The sequence below is a fragment of the Leisingera sp. SA32 genome (assembly GCF_056033425.1).
On the sequence record NZ_JBVYHB010000022.1, the window covers coordinates 16,641 to 34,593 of the forward strand.

Annotated in this window: 17 protein-coding genes; all 17 read left to right on the top strand. The window is 63.2% G+C overall.

All coding sequences use genetic code 11. The features are described 5' to 3' along the window. Window positions 1-239 precede the first annotated feature (239 nt). Window positions 240-710, top strand: a complete 471-nt coding sequence (gene rplO / locus AC0IPL_RS20610) for a 50S ribosomal protein L15 (protein ID WP_474276997.1) — start codon at window positions 240-242, stop codon at window positions 708-710. A 113-nt stretch (window positions 711-823) separates the two neighbouring features. Next, window positions 824-2,188 carry a preprotein translocase subunit SecY gene (gene secY / locus AC0IPL_RS20615; protein ID WP_474276998.1) on the top strand — a complete coding sequence of 455 codons (1,365 nt, stop codon included), beginning with the start codon at window positions 824-826 and terminating at the stop codon, window positions 2,186-2,188. Beyond that, window positions 2,185-2,766, top strand: coding sequence for an adenylate kinase (locus tag AC0IPL_RS20620; RefSeq protein ID WP_474276999.1), 582 nt, complete (start codon window positions 2,185-2,187; stop codon window positions 2,764-2,766). The genes secY and AC0IPL_RS20620 overlap by 4 nt, the downstream gene beginning before the upstream one ends. A 283-nt stretch (window positions 2,767-3,049) precedes the next feature. Further along, complete coding sequence (gene rpsM, locus AC0IPL_RS20625) at window positions 3,050-3,418, top strand: 30S ribosomal protein S13 (RefSeq protein ID WP_474277000.1); 369 nt, start codon at window positions 3,050-3,052, stop codon at window positions 3,416-3,418. A gap of 15 nt (window positions 3,419-3,433) precedes the next feature. After that, window positions 3,434-3,823, top strand: a complete 390-nt coding sequence (rpsK, locus tag AC0IPL_RS20630) for a 30S ribosomal protein S11 (protein ID WP_474277001.1) — start codon at window positions 3,434-3,436, stop codon at window positions 3,821-3,823. Window positions 3,824-3,937: 114 nt separating this feature from the next. Then, the gene (locus tag AC0IPL_RS20635; protein WP_474277002.1) at window positions 3,938-4,954 is read left to right on the top strand and encodes a DNA-directed RNA polymerase subunit alpha; all 1,017 of its coding nucleotides are present in this window, start codon (window positions 3,938-3,940) and stop codon (window positions 4,952-4,954) included. Window positions 4,955-5,100: 146 nt separating this feature from the next. Continuing rightward, window positions 5,101-5,529 (top strand): 50S ribosomal protein L17, encoded by a 429-nt coding sequence (gene rplQ, locus AC0IPL_RS20640; protein WP_474277003.1) that lies wholly within the window; start codon window positions 5,101-5,103, stop codon window positions 5,527-5,529. 170 nt (window positions 5,530-5,699) lie between these two features. Next, on the top strand, window positions 5,700-8,102 hold the full coding sequence (locus tag AC0IPL_RS20645) for a CHASE3 domain-containing protein (RefSeq protein ID WP_474277004.1): 2,403 nt from the start codon (window positions 5,700-5,702) through the stop codon (window positions 8,100-8,102). Between the two features lie 297 nt (window positions 8,103-8,399). After that, the gene (locus tag AC0IPL_RS20650; RefSeq protein WP_474277005.1) at window positions 8,400-9,497 is read left to right on the top strand and encodes a 3-deoxy-7-phosphoheptulonate synthase; all 1,098 of its coding nucleotides are present in this window, start codon (window positions 8,400-8,402) and stop codon (window positions 9,495-9,497) included. 178 nt (window positions 9,498-9,675) lie between these two features. Continuing rightward, entirely contained in the window at window positions 9,676-11,067 is a 1,392-nt protein-coding gene (locus AC0IPL_RS20655) for a trypsin-like peptidase domain-containing protein (RefSeq protein WP_474277006.1), read from the top strand. Beyond that, the gene (locus AC0IPL_RS20660) at window positions 11,067-12,392 is read left to right on the top strand and encodes a replication-associated recombination protein A (RefSeq protein ID WP_474277007.1); all 1,326 of its coding nucleotides are present in this window, start codon (window positions 11,067-11,069) and stop codon (window positions 12,390-12,392) included. Before AC0IPL_RS20655 ends, AC0IPL_RS20660 begins: the two co-directional genes overlap by 1 nt. Window positions 12,393-12,534: 142 nt before the next feature. Continuing rightward, a complete protein-coding gene (crcB, locus tag AC0IPL_RS20665; RefSeq protein ID WP_474277008.1) occupies window positions 12,535-12,915 on the top strand; it encodes a fluoride efflux transporter CrcB in 381 nt (126 codons plus the stop codon). Next, window positions 12,912-13,958, top strand: coding sequence for an RluA family pseudouridine synthase (locus AC0IPL_RS20670; RefSeq protein WP_474277009.1), 1,047 nt, complete (start codon window positions 12,912-12,914; stop codon window positions 13,956-13,958). Before crcB ends, AC0IPL_RS20670 begins: the two co-directional genes overlap by 4 nt. After that, a complete protein-coding gene (locus AC0IPL_RS20675; protein ID WP_474277010.1) occupies window positions 13,955-14,623 on the top strand; it encodes an HAD family hydrolase in 669 nt (222 codons plus the stop codon). The genes AC0IPL_RS20670 and AC0IPL_RS20675 overlap by 4 nt, the downstream gene beginning before the upstream one ends. 4 nt (window positions 14,624-14,627) lie before the next feature. Beyond that, window positions 14,628-15,341, top strand: a complete 714-nt coding sequence (locus tag AC0IPL_RS20680; RefSeq protein ID WP_474277011.1) for an ATP12 family chaperone protein — start codon at window positions 14,628-14,630, stop codon at window positions 15,339-15,341. A gap of 220 nt (window positions 15,342-15,561) precedes the next feature. Continuing rightward, on the top strand, window positions 15,562-16,578 hold the full coding sequence (locus tag AC0IPL_RS20685) for an amino acid ABC transporter substrate-binding protein (RefSeq protein WP_474277012.1): 1,017 nt from the start codon (window positions 15,562-15,564) through the stop codon (window positions 16,576-16,578). Window positions 16,579-16,705: 127 nt separating this feature from the next. After that, window positions 16,706-17,953 carry an amino acid ABC transporter permease gene (locus AC0IPL_RS20690; protein WP_474277013.1) on the top strand — a complete coding sequence of 416 codons (1,248 nt, stop codon included), beginning with the start codon at window positions 16,706-16,708 and terminating at the stop codon, window positions 17,951-17,953.

Below are 17,953 nucleotides of genomic sequence, written 5' to 3' on the forward strand. Positions count from 1 at the left end.
CACTCTTTATCGGACGGCCAACAACGGACCGGATACAACAGACAACAGGGTGCACAACCCGCAGGGCAGGGGCCTTGGCGGGCCTAACGTCTGCCCGTCGCTCTCGGCGGGGCTTGATCCCGTTCGCCATCAGGTCTATACGCCCCCGGTGGCCTTGCGGGGCCACGGAATCATCAATCAAGAAACGCCGTGGTTGGCCCATTCCGCTTCGGGGGCCACATCCGGCAAGGAGAAGCGACATGAAACTGCACGAACTGCGCGACAATCCCGGCGCAACCAAGAAACGCACCCGCGTTGGCCGTGGCCCCGGCTCCGGCAAGGGTAAAATGGGTGGCCGTGGTATCAAAGGTCAGAAATCCCGCTCGGGTGTTTCGATCAATGGCTACGAAGGCGGCCAGATGCCCCTCTACCAGCGTCTGCCCAAGCGCGGCTTCAACAAGCCCAACCGCAAGGCATACGCCGTTGTGAACCTGGGCCTGATCCAGAAATTCATCGACGCCGGCAAGCTGGACGCAGCCTCGATCACCGAGGATTCGCTGGTCGCTTCCGGCTTGGTGCGCCGCAAGCTGGACGGCGTGCGCGTGCTGGCCAAGGGTGAAATCACTGCCAAGGCAACCATCGCGGTCACCGGCGCCTCCAAGGCCGCCGTTGAGGCCGTGGCCAAGGCGGGCGGCACCCTGACCGCGGCAAACGAAGCCGCCGCCGAGTAAGCGCTTGTGAGCGGCGCCAATGCCGCTTACATAGGCCTACGAGTTTTCCCATTACGCCGCCCGAGCCGGAAAACGGTTCCGGGCGGCGTTTTCGCTAAAGAAGAGACCTTTTCATGGTATCAGCAGCAGAACAAATGGCGGCAAACACCAGCTGGGCTGCCCTGGGCAAGGCCACGGATCTGCGCAACCGCATCCTGTTCACAATCGGCCTTTTGATTGTCTACCGCCTGGGCACCTTCATTCCGGTTCCGGGAATCGACGCGGCAGCGCTGCGTCAGTTCATGGAGCAAGCGGGTCAGGGCATCGGCGGCATGGTGTCGATGTTCACCGGCGGCGCGCTTGGCCGGATGGGCATCTTTGCCCTCGGCATCATGCCCTACATCTCCGCCTCCATTATCGTTCAGCTTCTGACTTCGATGGTGCCCTCGCTTGAACAGCTCAAGAAAGAGGGCGAGCAGGGCCGCAAGAAGATCAACCAGTACACCCGCTACGGTACCGTGTTGCTGGCGACCGCGCAGGCCTATGGCCTCGCGGTGTCGCTGGAATCAGGTGATCTGGCGACCGATCCGGGCCTGTATTTCCGCATGGCCTGCATGATCACCCTGGTCGGCGGCACCATGTTCCTGATGTGGCTGGGCGAGCAGATCACCCAGCGCGGCATCGGCAACGGCATCTCGCTGATCATCTTTGTCGGCATCATCGCCGAGGTTCCGGCCGCCATGGCGCAGTTCTTCGCCTCCGGCCGCTCCGGCGCCATCAGCCCGGCGGTGATCATTGGTGTGATCCTGATGGTGATCGCGATCATCATGTTCGTGGTGTTCATGGAACGCGCCCTGCGCAAGATCCACATCCAGTATCCGCGCCGCCAGGTCGGGATGAAGGTCTATGACGGCGGCTCCAGCCACCTGCCGGTCAAGGTGAACCCGGCGGGCGTGATCCCGGCGATCTTTGCCTCCTCGCTCTTGCTGCTCCCGACCACGATTTCGACCTTCTCCTCGGGCACGACCTCCGGTCCGGTGATGTCCTGGCTGCTGGCCAACTTCGGGCCCGGCCAGCCGCTGTACCTGTTGTTCTTCGTCGCGATGATCGTGTTCTTTGCCTATTTCTACACGTTCAATGTCGCCTTCAAACCGGACGATGTTGCCAACAACCTGAAGAACCAGAATGGCTTCGTGCCCGGTATTCGTCCGGGTAAGAAGACCGCGGAATACATCGAATATGTCGTGAACCGCATTCTGGTTCTGGGGTCGGCCTATCTGGCGCTGGTCTGCCTGTTGCCAGAGGTGCTCCGCGGCCAATTCGCCATCCCGGTCTATTTTGGCGGTACCTCGGTGCTGATTGTGGTATCGGTCACAATGGACACCATCCAGCAGGCGCAGAGCCATCTCCTGGCCCATCAGTATGAAGGGCTGATCGAGAAGAGCCAGCTGCGCGGGCGCAACAAGAAACGTACGAAACGGGGACCGTCTCGCCGATGACCAATATTATTCTGCTGGGCCCGCCGGGCGCAGGCAAGGGAACGCAGGCCAGCCACCTGGTCGAAACCCGCAACATGACCCAGCTTTCCACCGGTGACATGCTGCGCGCAGCCCAGTCCTCGGGCACCGACATGGGCAAGAAGGTCGCCGCCATCATGGCCGAGGGCAAGCTGGTCACCGACCAGATCGTGATCGGCCTGATCCGCGAGCGTCTGCAAGAGGGCTCCGACGGCGGCTTCATCTTTGACGGCTTTCCGCGCACCCTGCCGCAGGCGGACGCGCTGGAGAAGCTGCTGGCGGAGATGAACCTGAAACTGGATGCGGTGATCGAGATGCAGGTCGACGACGAGGTGCTGGTCGAGCGCATCGTCAACCGCGCCGCCGAGGCCCGCGCCGCCGGCAAGGAGGCCCGCGCCGATGACACTGCCGCGGCTGTGCGCATCCGGTTGATGGAGTATTACAAGAAAACCTCGCCGCTGATCGGCTACTACTGGGCCAAGGGCAACCTGCAACGCCTGGATGGTATGGCCTCGATCGACGAGGTGCAGAAATCCATCGCCTGGATCCTGGGCGAGTGATCCGGCTGAGCCGGGGCGTCGGCAACACCCCGTGCCGCCTGTGCGCGGGGGGACTTGCCTGGCCCGGCCGGTCCGATGGCGGTTGCGGCGGGATCACGGGTTGACCTCTCCGGAAATACCAAATACGCAGCCCCATCCCTTCTGGGAATGATTCCCGGCGGGCAGATTCGTTTGCCTGCCATACTACCTCGAAATGCTGGACCCTCTGGCCCTACTGCCACGGTCAAGTGTTGTGAAAAAAGGTTCCGGCGTTACGGAACCGCAACCAAAAGGAAAGTGACACGTGGCACGTATTGCCGGCGTTAACATCCCGACTGCAAAGCGGGTTCCCATCGCCCTCACCTATATCACCGGTATCGGTAACACCTCGGCCAAAGCCATCTGCGAAGCAGTTGGCATCGACGCAAGCCGTCGTGTGAACGAGCTGTCCGACGCTGAAGTTCTGGCCGTGCGCGAGCACATCGACGCCAACTACACCGTAGAAGGCGACCTGCGCCGCGCGGTGACCATGAACATCAAGCGTCTGATGGATCTCGGTTGCTACCGTGGTCTGCGTCACCGCCGGAACCTGCCCGTTCGCGGTCAGCGTACCCACACCAACGCTCGCACCCGCAAAGGCCCCGCAAAGGCCATCGCTGGTAAGAAGAAGTAAGGGAGGGTTCGATCAATGGCACGTGATAAGACTCGCGTTAAGCGCAAAGAGCGTAAGAACATCGCAACCGGCGTTGCGCATGTGAACTCTTCGTTCAACAACACCAAAATCCTGATTTCCGATGTGCAGGGCAATGCGATCTCCTGGTCGTCTGCCGGTACCATGGGCTTCAAAGGCTCGCGGAAATCCACTCCTTATGCGGCGCAGATGGCTGCTGAGGATGCGGGCAAGAAAGCCCAGGATCACGGTGTGAAAACCCTGGAAGTCGAAGTTCAGGGCCCCGGTTCGGGCCGTGAATCCGCGCTGCGTGCGCTGGCGGCTGTTGGCTTCAACATCACCTCGATCCGTGATGTGACGCCGATCGCCCACAACGGCTGCCGCCCGCCGAAGCGCCGTCGCGTCTAAGAACAATATTTTTGCTGGGGCCCCGCTTGATTCGCAGGGCCCCAGTGCGTCATTTAAACCTCGGGCGTCCTTGGCCTTTTGGACATGGGGCAAGGACAGGAATGGAGGGAACGCATGATCCACAAGAACTGGGCAGAGCTGATCAAGCCGGCACAGCTGGAAGTGAAGCCGGGCAACGATCCTGCACGTCAGGCAACTGTCGTCGCAGAGCCGCTGGAACGCGGTTTTGGCCTGACCCTGGGCAACGCGCTGCGCCGCGTTCTGATGAGCTCGCTGCAAGGCGCCGCCATCACCAGCGTGCAGATCGACAACGTGCTGCATGAATTTTCCAGTGTTGCCGGTGTGCGCGAAGACGTCACCGACATCATTCTGAACCTCAAGGGCGTGTCCCTGCGCATGGAAGTCGAAGGCCCCAAGCGGCTGTCGATCAATGCCAAGGGTCCGGCTGTTGTGACCGCTGGTGACATCGCCGAAACCGCCGGTATCGAGGTTCTGAACCGCGACCACGTGATCTGCCACCTTGACGATGGCGCCGATCTGTTCATGGAACTGACCGTGAACACCGGCAAGGGTTACGTCTCCGCGGACAAGAACAAGCCGGAAGATGCGCCGATTGGCCTGATCCCGATCGACGCGATCTATTCGCCGGTCAAGAAGGTCTCTTATGACGTGCAGCCCACCCGTGAGGGCCAGGTGCTGGACTATGACAAGCTGACCATGAAGGTGGAAACCGATGGGTCCATCTCGCCGGATGATGCCGTGGCTTTTGCTGCGCGTATTCTCCAGGATCAGCTGTCGATCTTCGTCAACTTCGACGAGCCGGAATCGGCTGGCCGCCAGGACGAGGACGATGGTCTCGAGTTCAACCCGCTTCTGCTGAAGAAAGTGGACGAGCTGGAACTGTCGGTGCGCTCGGCGAACTGCCTGAAGAACGACAACATCGTCTACATCGGCGACCTGATCCAGAAAACCGAAGCGGAGATGCTGCGCACCCCCAACTTCGGTCGCAAGTCGCTGAACGAGATCAAAGAAGTGCTGTCGGGCATGGGCCTGCACCTTGGCATGGACGTCGAGGACTGGCCGCCGGACAACATCGAAGATCTGGCCAAGAAATTCGAAGACAGCTTCTAAAGCACGTCTTTGAAGGGGAGGGCCACGGTCCTCCCCAAGACATTCCCGGGTTTGGCCGGGGACAATAGGGCCCGCGCCCCAAGGTGAGTGGCTGACACGCATCAGCCGCCTGACAAAGCAAAAACGCAGATCAAAGGATTAACACAATGCGTCATAAACGTGGTTACCGCCGCCTGAATCGTACTCATGAGCACCGCAAGGCCCTGTTCTCCAACATGGCCGGCTCGCTGATCGAGCACGAACAGATCAAGACGACCCTGCCCAAGGCAAAAGAACTGCGCCCGATCATCGAAAAGATGATCACCCTGGCAAAGCGCGGCGACCTGCACGCCCGCCGTCAGGCAGCGTCCAAGCTGAAAGAGGACAAGGACGTCGCGAAACTGTTCGAGGTTCTGGGCCCGCGCTACAAGGACCGTCAGGGCGGCTACGTCCGTATCCTGAAGGCCGGCTTCCGTTATGGTGACATGGCGCCGATGGCAATCATCGAGTTCGTCGACCGTGACACCTCCGCCAAAGGCGCTGCCGACAAGGCCCGCCTGGAAGCTGAGGAAGCGGCTGCCGACGCCGAAGAATAAGACGGTCTGAGCCTTCTGGTTCGACTGCCTGCCCCCGCTCCTCCCGGAGCGGGGGTTTTTCTTTTTCCGAAGAAAAGTATGTATGCCGACAAATTACCTATAGGCGAAAGGGATTGGTAAGTTTCTTCTGATTTCACTGCCGCATCTGTGAATGCACCGGGACGGATGTGATGAAGAAGAATAAGCCTTCCGCGGCCAGGCGGTTCTCTCTGGCAAACCTCAGTACCAAATCGAAAATTGTTTCAGTTGCGTTGTTCCCGCTGCTGCTGGTTCTTGGGGTCGGGGTGATGGCCGTCAACGATCTCGGCCGGATGGAAAAGGCCGCCGCCGACGTCGCCCATGCCCAGGAGATCCTGGGCGAGGCGCAGGAACTGGCGGTTGCCGCCGCCGGGATGGAGGCCGGGCTGCGTGGCTACCTGCTGGCTGGTCGGGAGGAATACCTGGTCCCCTTCGAGGACGGCAAAGCAGAAGTTGCCACCACTCTTGAGACCTTGCGCAGCCTTGCCGCGGGCGACGCGGCGCTGCTGGCGGATCTGGATGAGGCAGAGCAAATCCTGAATGGCTGGCAGGAGACCGTCGCCACCACGGCCATCGCGCTGCGTCAGGAGATTGGCGACGCGATGACCATGAACGACATGGCGGATGAGGTGAAAAAGTCCAAGGGCCGGGTGTTCTTTGAAGAATTCCGGGCCAAGGTCGCGCAGGTGATCGAGGAGGAAGAGGTCAATCTTGCCGACCGTCGCAACACGTTTTCCTCGCTCGTCAGCGCAGGCATTGCTGACCCTGAATATCTGAAATCCGCGTTGGAGACAGTGGAGAACACCCATCAGATCATCAGCAGCGCCAAGAATTTGATGGCCGCTGCCGTGGACATGGAGACCGGCATGCGCGGCTACCTGCTGGCCGGCGATCGCGAATTTCTGACCCCCTTCATGGAAGGCAGCAGCCGTCTGCGTTCCGTGCTCAGCACCCTGCGCCTCGCTTTGCTTGAGGACATGACCCAGATGAACCGGCTGAACGCCGCGTCCGAGACCATCGACAACTGGCGCAAGGAGGTCGCGGTGCCGATGATACAGCTGCGCCAGGAAATCGGCGATGCGGCGACGATGGACGACATGGCAGATTTTGTCGCCCAGGGTCAGGGCAAGGCCTATTTCGACAGCTTCCGTGCCACCATGCAGTCGCTGCAGACGCGGGCGATGGAGACGATGACAGCCCGTCGCGCCACCAGCGAGGAGATCGCGGCACAAACCCGGATCATGATCCCGGCGGCAATTGCAGCCGCGATTCTGATCGGGGCAGTTATGGCGCTGGTTACCGGTTCGGGCATCGCCAAGGGCATTCGTCACATTGTCGTATCGATGCGGGGACTGGCCGAAGGCAACAATGCGGTGGAAATCCGCGGCCAGTCCCGCGGCGACGAAGTCGGGGAAATGGCGCGGGCGCTGGAGAAATTTCGCGACGAGCTGGTCAAGATGCAGGAGGCCGAGAAGCAGAAAGCCCAAAGCAAGGACGCCGAACTGGCCGGCGTGGTGCAACAGCTGAGCGACCGCCTGTCGCGTCTGTCGCAGGGCGATCTGGCGATCCGCATCAGTGATGCTTTCCCGGAGGAATACGAACAGCTGCGCGCGGATTTCAACGGTTCGATCGACAATCTGAACGCGACCGTGCAGCAGGTGATCGAGGCCTCCTCCAGCATCCGCAACGGTGCCGCTGAGATCAGCCAGGCCTCGGACGACCTCTCGCACCGCACGGAAAGCCAGGCGGCGACGCTGGAACAGACCGCCGCTGCGCTGGATGAGCTGACCGCGAGCGTGCAATCCGCTGCCGAAGGCGCGCGCAACGTCGAAGCCACCGTGCAGGAAGCCCGCAACGAGGCCGCCGATAGCGGCGAGGTGGTGCAAAGCGCGGTGACCGCGATGAGCGGCATCGAAGCAAGCTCCAACAAGATCTCGCAGATTATCGGCGTGATTGATGACATCGCATTCCAGACCAATCTTCTGGCCTTGAACGCTGGCGTTGAAGCCGCCCGTGCGGGGGAAGCCGGCCGTGGCTTCGCGGTCGTGGCGTCAGAGGTCCGGGCGCTTGCGCAGCGCTCCTCGGATGCGGCAATGGAGATCAAGACACTGATCAGCGACAGCTCGCGCCAGGTGGAGCAGGGGGTTGATCTTGTTGGTCGCGCAGGCGAGGCGCTGCAATCCATTGCTGGCCGGGTCAGCCATATCTCGCAACTGGTGTCAGACATTGCCGAGGGCGCGGCGGAGCAGTCCACCGGTCTTGCGGAAATCAATACCGGTATGACGCAGCTGGACAAGGTGACCCAGCAGAATGCCGCAATGGTGGAGGAGGCGACCGCCGCCGGCCACATGCTGAAAGGTGACGCCAACAAGCTGGCGGGCCTGGTGGCACGCTTCCAGGTGGCCGACAGCCCCGTGCCGCTTGCGGACCCCGGGGTGGAGGCGCTTGCCTCCGCACATGGCGAGGAAGACTGGCAAATCGAGGCCAACCCGGCGCCGGTGGCCTTGGCTGCGGGCAATGGCAATGCCGCGCGGGATGTCTGGCAGGAGTTCTGAGCCGCACAGCTGATCTGCGCAGGCCCTCCCTTGCGGGGGCCTGCGACAGCTGTCGCATCCGGTTGGATTTTCGGGGGTGACAGCTTTGCGAATCTTCGCTAGCGTCCAGTCCATGACCCGTAGCTATGCCGCATTCTGGTATTTCTTTTATCCGCGCCACATGGCGGACGGAGGGGTCTGCGCGTTCTGAACATAGACAGGAACCGCATCAGGATACCACCCGAACCGCCCGCACCCCGCTGGCGGTTTTCTTGTATCCGCCGCAGCGACCGGGCCACCGCCAAGGAAGCCGACCCAATGACACCGCAACACGCTGAACAAACAGAAAACCTCCGCATCACCGGCATGCAGGAGCTGGTCTCACCCGAAGATTTGGCGGCGCAGATGCCTGCAACCGCCGACGCCACGGACACCGTCCTGGCTGGCCGCCGCGCCATTCAGGACATCCTGCACGGCCGGGATGACAGGGTGGTCGCGGTGGTTGGCCCCTGTTCGATCCATGATCCCGCGGCGGCCTTGGACTATGCCGAGCGTCTGGCCCCGCTGCGGGCGCGCCTGTCCGGGCAGTTGGAAATCGTCATGCGGGTGTATTTTGAAAAACCCCGCACCATCTCGGGCTGGAAAGGGCTGATCAATGACCCTGGTCTCGATGGCTCGTTCCGCATCAACGAAGGCCTGGGGCTGGCGCGCCAGCTGTGCCGTGACATCAACGCGCGTGGCCTGCCCGTCGGCACCGAGTTTCTGGACACCGCGGTGCCGCAATACATCTCTGATCTGGTGGCCTGGGCGGCGATTGGCGCCCGCACGACCGAAAGCCAGATCCACCGGGAAATGGCCTCGGGTCTCAGCTGCCCGGTGGGCTTCAAGAACGGCACCCGCGGCAATGTGCAAATCGCGGTGGATGCAGTGCGCTCTGCCGCCCATCCGCATCATTTCATGGCTCTGGCCAAGTCCGGGCGCGCGGCGATTGCAGCGACCAGCGGCAACCCCGACGGCCACCTGATCCTGCGTGGCGGCGGTGGCACGAACTACGACGCGGCGGCGGTGGATGCGGCCTGCAAACTGGCACAGAAGGACGGCATCCGCGGCCATGTCATGATCGACGCCAGCCACGCCAACAGCGGCAAGGATCCCGCGAAGCAGCCTGGGGTGCTAGCCGATGTCGCCGCCCAGATCGCCGGGGGCGAACACCGCATCACCGGCGTGATGGTGGAAAGTCATCTGGTGGCGGGCCGACAGGATCTGGGGCAGGGCGCCCTGACCTATGGCCAGTCGATCACCGACGGCTGTCTCGGCTGGGAAGACACGGTGACGGCGCTGGAACATCTGGCAGAGGCCGTGGATGCGCGCCGCGCCACCGCCGGTCAGTCCACACCGCAGCTGGCAGAGGCCTGATCCACCAGCGCAGGGAAGCGGCAGGTGGCTGCCGCTTCTTTCCGGTCTGAAATACTCCGGGGTGAATTGGCCGCCAGGCCAAGAGGGGCAGAGCCCCGGCCGCGGCGACCGCCACAGCTGTCTTGCAATCCGGGCGCATGGTCCGCATATCCTTCGGGCAACAACTGCTGGAGAGCTCATGTTCCGCCACGTCCTGACTGCCCTTGCCATCCTGCTTGCCCTGCCCGCCGCCGCCGAGACCCGGGTGCCGCAATCCCAGGCCGAGATCTCTCTGGGGTTTGCGCCGCTGGTCAAGGAAGCCTCCCCGGCGGTGGTCAACATCTATGCCAAGGTGGTGCGCCAGGTGCAGCAACGCCGCCGCTCGCCCTTTATGAATGATCCTTTCTTCGATGACCTGTTCCGCAGCTTTACCACACCGCAGCCGCGGGTGGAAAACTCGCTCGGCTCCGGCGTGATCCTGTCCGCAGACGGCATCGTGGTGTCGAACTATCACGTGGTGGGCAGCGCCACGGAAATCCGCGTGGTGACGGCCGACCGGCGCGAATACAGCGCACAAGTCATTCTGGGCGACAAGGCCAGCGACCTGGCAATCCTGCAACTGGAAGCGGCCGAGGATCTGCCCTACCTGTCCTTGCGCGACAGCGATCAGGTTGAGGTGGGCGAGCTGGCGCTGGCGATCGGCAACCCCTTTGGCGTGGGGCAGACTGTCAGCAGCGGCATCGTCTCGGGCTTGGCGCGCACCGGCATGGGGGCGGGCGACGGCTTTGGCTATTACATCCAGACGGACGCGCCGATCAATCCGGGCAACTCGGGCGGCGCGCTGATCGACGTGAACGGCAATCTCATTGGCATCAACACTCGCATCCTGTCGCGTTCCGGCGGCTCCAACGGCATCGGCTTTGCGATTCCCGCCAATCTGGTGCGCGAATTCGTCGACCAGGCCAGGAACGGCGCCGAGGAATTCCAGCGTCCCTGGGCGGGTATGGCCGGGCAGCCGGTGGATGCGGATCTCGCGGCGTCGCTGGCGATGGACCTGCCGGAAGGCATGGTGATTTCTGACCTGCACCCGGCCAGCCCCTTTGCCAAGGCGGGCTTCCGGGTCGGGGATGTCATCACCCATGTGGACGGCGAGGTGGTGAACTCCCCGTCGGAGATGGTGTTTCGCATGACGGTTGCGGGGCTCGACAGCATCGCCACCATCACGCGGCTGCGCGGCGGCCAGCGCGAAGAGGTCGAGGTGCCGATGATCACCGCCCCGGATCAGCCGTCAGCCGATCCGCTGCAACTGGATGATCGCACGGCGTTGCCGGGGCTGACGGTGGCGCGAATCAATCCTCAGGTGATCTCCCATCTTGGCCTGCCGCTGTCGGCAGAGGGCGTGGTGGTCACCGATCCGGGCCCCTATGCCGGGCGCGGCGGGGTGCAGTCGGGGGATGTGCTGCGGGCGGTCAATGGCCGGGCCGTTGCCAGCCCGGCGGATGTGGCGGCAATCCTCTCTGCCCGGTCCCGCTGGATCCAGCTGGACGTGCAGCGCAATGGCCGGGCGCTGGTGCTGAGGTTCCGACTCTGATGGCGGATCTGTTTGGCAGCCCGGCGGGCGGCAGCGACACCGCCGCCCAGCAACCCTCGCGCAACCAGCCGCTGGCAGACCGGTTGAGACCGCGGGCGCTGGCGGAAGTCATCGGCCAGGAACAGGTGCTGGGACCGGAGGCGCCCTTGGGGGTGATGCTGGCCTCGGGTTCTTTGTCGTCGTTGATTTTCTGGGGGCCGCCGGGGGTGGGGAAAACCACCATCGCGCGGCTGCTGGCGCAGGAGACGGATCTGCATTTCGTGCAAATCTCGGCGATCTTCACCGGTGTGCCGGACCTGAAGAAGGTGTTCGAAGCCGCCAGGATCCGCCGCCAGAACGGCCAGGGCACGCTGTTGTTCGTGGATGAGATCCACCGCTTCAACAAGGCCCAGCAGGACGGCTTCCTTCCGCATATGGAGGATGGCACCATCCTGCTGGTGGGGGCCACGACCGAGAACCCCTCGTTTGAGCTGAACGCCGCTGTGCTGTCGCGCAGCCAGGTGCTGGTGCTGGAGCGGCTGTCGCTGGCGGATCTGGAGCGCCTGACCCAGCGCGCCGAACAGGAGCTGGGCCGCGCTCTGCCGCTGAGTGCCGACGCCCGCGACGCGCTGCAGGAAATGGCCGATGGCGACGGGCGCGCGCTGTTGAACCTGATCGAACAGGTCGCCGCCTGGAAGGTCGAGGTGGCCCTGGGGCGCGAGGCGCTGTCTTCGCGGCTGATGCGCCGCGCGGCCAAGTTCGACAAATCCGGTGACGAGCATTATAACCTGATCTCTGCCCTGCATAAATCCATCCGCGGCTCCGACCCGGATGCGGCGCTTTACTGGCTGGCGCGGATGCTGGAGGGCGGCGAGGATCCCCGGTTTCTGGCGCGGCGGCTGACCATGATGTCGACAGAGGACATCGGCATGGCCGACCCGCAGGCCAATACGGTCTGCCTGAATGCCTGGCAGACCTATGAGCGTCTGGGTAGTCCAGAGGGCGAACTGGCGCTGGCCAATGCCGCCGTCTATCTGGCGCTGGCGCCGAAATCCAACGCGGTCTACGTCGGCATCAAGGCGGCGCGGCGACTGGCGAAGCAGACCGGCAGCGCACCGCCGCCCAAGCACATTCTCAACGCGCCGACCAAGCTGATGTCAGAGCAGGGGTATGGCGATGGCTATGCCTATGACCACGATGCAGAGGACGGGTTCTCGGGACAGAACTACTTTCCCGATGGGGTCAAACGCCCGGTGCTGTATCAGCCGGTGGAGCGCGGATTCGAGCGCGAGCTGAAGCGGCGCAATGACTACTTTGCCAACCTCAGGCTGAAGCGGAACAAGTGAAGCGGCTTTGCGGGCAAAGCCGCTGCCGCCGACGGGAGTATTTTTGCAAAGATGAAACCGGGGTAGTTGTGCGGGCAGCCCTGCGTGTGGTGCAGGGCGGGCAAAACTTGACATCTTTGCCCGTGCGCGCGACAGGACGGGGATGATTTCTTCGGTTTCCATGGTGGCGCTTGGTGGCGCGGTCGGCGCGGTGTGCCGGTATCTGGCGGGCTTGGGCATCATCCGGCTGCTGGGGCACCATGATTTCCCGGTGGCGGTGCTGACGGTCAATATCCTCGGCTCTTTCCTGATGGGGGTGTTCGTGGTGGCGGCGGCGCTGCGGGACCTGACCTGGCTCAGCCCGTTGGTGATGACCGGGATATTGGGCGGGTTCACCACCTTTTCGGCGTTCTCATTGGAGACCGCCAACCTGATCGAGCGCGGCGCCTTTGGGCAGGCCGCGCTGTATGTAGCTTTGTCCGTGGGCCTGTCGGTCGGCGGGCTGTTTTTCGGCCTTATGGCCGCAAGAGGAGTGTTCGCATGAGCGGCGTTCAGATGATTACCGTCAGCGAAGACGATGGCGGCCAGCGCATTGACCGCTGGCTGCGGCGGCTGTTTCCGCATGTAAACCAGGGGCGCATCGAGAAGATGTGCCGCAAGGGCGAGCTGCGGCTGGATGGGGGGCGTGTCAAGGCCAGCACACGCGTCGAAGCGGGGCAGGTGGTGCGGGTGCCGCCGCTGGCGGACAGCGACCTGAAGCCCGCGGCCCCGCGCGAGATGCGGATTTCCGACGCCGACGCAAAGATGATCCGCGACTGCGTGATCTACCGCGACGACGACGTGATCGTGCTGAACAAGCCCGCCGGTCTGGCGGTGCAGGGGGGGTCTGGCACCACCAAACATGTGGATGGGCTGGCGGAGGCGCTGAAGTTCGGGTTGGAGGAGAAACCCAAGCTGGTGCACCGGATCGACAAGGACACCTCTGGTGTGCTGGTGCTGGCGCGCAACCGCAAGGCCGCGCAGGGGCTGACGGCGGCCTTTCGCCACAAGAACACGCGCAAGATCTATTGGGCTCTGGTGGCCGGCGTGCCGACGCCCTACCTGGGCGAGATCAAGAATGGTCTGGTCAAGGCGCCGGGCCACGGCAAGAGCGGCGAGGGAGAGAAGATGATCAATCTGCACCCCTCCGAGATTGACGGAACACCGGGCGCCAAGCGCGCACATACGCTTTATGCAACACTGTACCGGGTGGCCAGCCGCGCTGCCTGGGTGGCGATGGAGCCGATCACCGGCCGCACCCACCAGTTGCGCGCGCATATGGCGGGCATGGGCCATCCCATTGCGGGTGACGGAAAATATGGCGGCTCGGGGCAGGAGAACCTGGGCGACGGCTGGGGCGCGCAGATCGGTGGGGTGATCTCAAAGAAGCTGCATCTGCACGCGCGACGGATGGTGTTTGAACATCCCGTCACCGGCAAGGACGTCTCGGTCGTGGCGCCCTTGCCCGATCACATGAAAGAAAGCTGGGACACCTTCGGCTGGACCGAGGATCTGGCGGCCTGCGACCCGTTTGAGGATCTGAAGTGAGCGCACCGCTGCGGCTGATTCTGTTTGACGTCGACGGCACCCTGGTGGACAGCCAGGCCGCGATTACCGGCGCGATGGCAGAAGCGTTTGAGGGCGTGGGCCTGGATGTGCCGCCGCGCGACGTGATCTTGTCCATCGTCGGCCTGTCGCTGCCGCTCGCCATGCAGGAGCTGGCACCGGATCAGGATGCGGCCACAGTCGATGCGCTGGTTGACGGCTACAAGTCGTCCTACAGGCTGACGCGCGAGGCCGCAGGCGCGGGGCATTCGCCGCTCTATCCCGGTGCGCGCGCAGCACTGGCAGAGCTGCACGAGGTGCCGGACTACCTGCTGGGGGTGGCCACCGGAAAATCGCAGCGCGGGCTGGATGCGCTGATCGCCGCGCACGGGCTGGACTGCTTCGTGACCCGACAGGTGGCCGATCACCACCCGTCGAAACCGCACCCCTCGATGGTCCTGACCGCGATGGCAGAGACCGGGGTCGAGGCAGCCAGCACCGTGATGATCGGCGACACGCGGTTCGACATTGAAATGGGGCGCGCCGCGGGGGTCACCACCATCGCCGTGCCCTGGGGATACCACGATGCCGAAGCATTGGGCGCCGACTATTTGATCCGCGATTTTGCGGAGCTGCGTCCGCTGCTGGCAGAGATCTGGAAGGACTAGACATATGAGCGGCTGGGCACAGAAAAGGTTCTGGAAAGCAGCTTCGGTAGCGCAAACCGACGACGGTTTTGCGGTGGAACTGGATGGTCGCCGGGTCAAGACCCCGGCCAAGGCGCCGCTGGCCGTGCCAACACGCGCCATGGCCGAAGCCATCGCCGCCGAATGGGACGCGCAGACCGAATCAGTTGATCCCGGAACCATGCCTTGCACCCGCTCGGCGAATGCCGCGATCGACAAGGTGACACATCAGCACAGCGAAGTGGCGGCGATGTTGGCGGAATACGGGGATGCCGATCTGCTGTGCTACCGCGCCGACTCGCCGGCCGAGCTTATCGCGCGCCAAGCGCAGGAATGGGATCCAGCGCTGGACTGGGCCGAAACCGCGCTCGGCGTCCGTCTGGCACCACGCAGCGGCATTCTGCACCAGCCGCAGGACGCCGCGGCGCTGGTGCGCCTGGGCGACAAGGTCGCGGCGCTGAGCCCGTTCCAGCTGGCCGGGTTTCATGACCTTGTCGGCATCTCCGGCTCTTTGATCCTGGGTTTTGCCGCGGCGCTGGACTGGCGCCGCGCGGAAGACATCTGGCAGCTGTCGCGGCTGGATGAACGCTGGCAGGAAGAACAGTGGGGCAAGGACGACGAGGCGCAGGCGACGGCGGCCGTCAAGCAGCAGGAATTCCTGCATGCCAAACGTTTCTTCGATCTTGCGACGGAATGCTGAAAATTACCGGAACACCCCTCGGAAAGACAATATTTTTCCCGAGGGGTGTTTGTGCGCATGCCGCGCATCGAATTTCCTGATACGACCCTTGACGTTTGTTGATGAATGCGCCCACACTCGGGCATGAATTGGGGGTAAACCCTTCTTCAGTCTCATTTCCGGCGGGGGATCGCCGGATAATAAGAACCGCCGAATGGCGGGCCATCAGGAAGAGGTTAATATGAAAAAATCCGTTATTTTGGGCGCAATGACCTTCGCCGGTCTTGCGGCTGGCGCGGCATCTGCCGGCACGCTGGACGACGTGAAAGCGCGCGGCAAGCTGAACTGCGGCGTCACCACCGGCTTGGTCGGCTTTGCCGCTCCGAATGCGAATGGCGAATGGGAAGGTTTCGACGTGGCGGTGTGCCGTGCCGTGGCCGCAGCCGTGCTGGGCGATTCCACCGCAGTGGAATTTGTGCCGACCACCGGCAAGACCCGCTTTACCGCGCTGGCGTCGGGCGAGATCGACATGCTGGCCCGCAACACCACCTGGACCTTCAGCCGTGACGTGGACCTGAAGTTTGAATTCACCGGCGTCAACTATTATGACGGTCAGGGCTTCATGGTTCCCAAGGAGCTGGGCGTGTCCTCGGCCAAGGAACTGGACGGCGCCACCGTCTGCATCCAGACCGGCACCACCACCGAGCTGAACCTGGCGGATTTCTTCCGCTCCAACAACATCAGCTATGAGCCGGTGCCGATCGAGACCAACGCCGAAGCGCAGCAGCAGTATCTGGCGGGCGCCTGTGACGTCTACACCACCGACGCCTCCGGTCTGGCGGCCACCCGGGCCACCTTTGACGATCCGTCGGCGCATGCGCTGCTGCCCGAAATCATCTCGAAAGAGCCGCTGGGCCCGCTGGTCCGCCACGGCGACAACGAGTGGGGCGACGTGGTCCGCTGGACCCTGAACGCGCTGATCGCAGCCGAAGAGCTGGGCGTCACCTCCGCCAATCTGGGCGACATGGCGTCCGGCACCGACAACCCGGAAATCAACCGTCTGCTGGGGACCGAAGGCACCCTGGGCGACATGCTGGGCCTGTCGGCTGACTGGGCGAAAAACGCTGTTGCGGCCGGCGGCAACTACGGCGAGATCTTTGCCAAGAACATCGGCGAGGACACCCCGATCGGTCTGGCCCGCGGTCTGAACGCACAGTGGACCGAAGGCGGCCTGCTGTACGCACCGCCGTTCCGCTAAACACACCATGGCGAGGGGCGCAGGTATTTCCTGCGCCCTTTTCCTATCTTTGCATAAGCTCCGGCCAGCTGCGGAGCGGCGACCAACGCCGCCATGACAGAAAACCGGAGCCCAGGGGATCACATATATGTCAACGCTCTCGGACCCTCCAAAGGAGCAGTTCAGGCTGTCCATGCTCCTTTATGATACCCGGTATCGCTCGGCCACCATTCAGGTCATCGCGATGTTCGGCTTCATGCTTCTGGCCGCATGGCTGATCAACAACGCCATCGTCAACCTCAACACGCTGGGAAAGCCCGTCTCATTCGGGTTCCTGGGCGAGACCGCAGGTTATGACATCAACCAGCGACTGCTGGACTACGACAACCAGGACAGCCATATGCGCGCGGCCTTCCTGGGGCTGCTGAACACGCTTGTGATCGCCTTCATGGGCTGCGTCGCGGCAACCATTGTCGGGGTGTTCGTCGGTGTTCTGCGGCTGTCGTCAAACTGGCTCGTTGCGCGGATCATGACCGTCTACGTCGAGATGTTCCGCAACATTCCGGTTCTGCTGTGGATCGTGCTGATTTTTGCCATCGTCACCGAATCGACGCCGCACCCGAATACCTACAAGGGGCTGGAAACCGGCGCCGTGGTGGTCACCAACCGGGGCACCTACCTGCCGGAACCGCTGTTCTCGCGCACGCTGGGCGATGTGCATCTGTTTGGCGACTCCGCCCTGCGCTTTAATGTGTCGCTGGACCTGATCGCCATTCTGGTGGTGCTGGGTCTCAGCATCTTTGCCTCGATCAAGATCCGCCAGAGGGCGGACCGCATCCAGGAAGCCACCGGCGTTCGCCCACGGACCTGGCATAGCCGGGCCGCCGTGCTGATCCTGCCGATGCTGGCGCTGATGATCGCCCTGGGCTTTCACCTGGGTTACCCTGAGCTGAAGGGCTTCAACTTCCGTGGCGGCACCCATCTGCGCAACTCGCTGCTGGCCCTTTGGCTGGCGCTGTCGCTGTACACCGCGGCCTTCATCGCGGAAATCGTGCGGGCCGGTATCCTCGCGATCTCGGGGGGGCAGACAGAGGCCGCATCGGCCCTGGGCCTGCGTCCCAACCGGACCATGTCGCTGGTGATCCTGCCGCAGGCGCTGCGGGTTATCATCCCGCCGCTGATCTCCAACTACCTGAACCTGACCAAGAACTCCTCGCTGGCGATTGCCGTGGGGTACATGGACATTACCGGCACCCTTGGCGGTATCACCATGAACCAGACCGGCCGTGAGCTGGAATGCGTGCTGTTGTTGATGCTGGTGTATCTGGGTCTGTCGCTGTCAATCTCGGCGGTGATGAACTGGTACAACGAAGCCGTGAAGCTGAAGGAGCGCTGA

What these genes read in the sequence shown, in the direction of transcription:
- crcB (WP_474277008.1), top strand. Translation starts at nt 12,535, where the DNA reads ATGATTTCTTCGGTTTCCATGGTGGCGCTTGGTGGCGCGGTCGGCGCG.
- AC0IPL_RS20685 (WP_474277012.1), top strand. Translation starts at nt 15,562, where the DNA reads ATGAAAAAATCCGTTATTTTGGGCGCAATGACCTTCGCCGGTCTTGCG.
- secY (WP_474276998.1), top strand. Translation starts at nt 824, where the DNA reads ATGGTATCAGCAGCAGAACAAATGGCGGCAAACACCAGCTGGGCTGCC.
- rplO (WP_474276997.1), top strand. Translation starts at nt 240, where the DNA reads ATGAAACTGCACGAACTGCGCGACAATCCCGGCGCAACCAAGAAACGC.
- AC0IPL_RS20645 (WP_474277004.1), top strand. Translation starts at nt 5,700, where the DNA reads ATGAAGAAGAATAAGCCTTCCGCGGCCAGGCGGTTCTCTCTGGCAAAC.
- AC0IPL_RS20670 (WP_474277009.1), top strand. Translation starts at nt 12,912, where the DNA reads ATGAGCGGCGTTCAGATGATTACCGTCAGCGAAGACGATGGCGGCCAG.
- rpsK (WP_474277001.1), top strand. Translation starts at nt 3,434, where the DNA reads ATGGCACGTGATAAGACTCGCGTTAAGCGCAAAGAGCGTAAGAACATC.
- AC0IPL_RS20690 (WP_474277013.1), top strand. Translation starts at nt 16,706, where the DNA reads ATGTCAACGCTCTCGGACCCTCCAAAGGAGCAGTTCAGGCTGTCCATG.
- AC0IPL_RS20650 (WP_474277005.1), top strand. Translation starts at nt 8,400, where the DNA reads ATGACACCGCAACACGCTGAACAAACAGAAAACCTCCGCATCACCGGC.
- AC0IPL_RS20655 (WP_474277006.1), top strand. Translation starts at nt 9,676, where the DNA reads ATGTTCCGCCACGTCCTGACTGCCCTTGCCATCCTGCTTGCCCTGCCC.
- AC0IPL_RS20660 (WP_474277007.1), top strand. Translation starts at nt 11,067, where the DNA reads ATGGCGGATCTGTTTGGCAGCCCGGCGGGCGGCAGCGACACCGCCGCC.
- AC0IPL_RS20635 (WP_474277002.1), top strand. Translation starts at nt 3,938, where the DNA reads ATGATCCACAAGAACTGGGCAGAGCTGATCAAGCCGGCACAGCTGGAA.
- AC0IPL_RS20680 (WP_474277011.1), top strand. Translation starts at nt 14,628, where the DNA reads ATGAGCGGCTGGGCACAGAAAAGGTTCTGGAAAGCAGCTTCGGTAGCG.
- rplQ (WP_474277003.1), top strand. Translation starts at nt 5,101, where the DNA reads ATGCGTCATAAACGTGGTTACCGCCGCCTGAATCGTACTCATGAGCAC.
- AC0IPL_RS20620 (WP_474276999.1), top strand. Translation starts at nt 2,185, where the DNA reads ATGACCAATATTATTCTGCTGGGCCCGCCGGGCGCAGGCAAGGGAACG.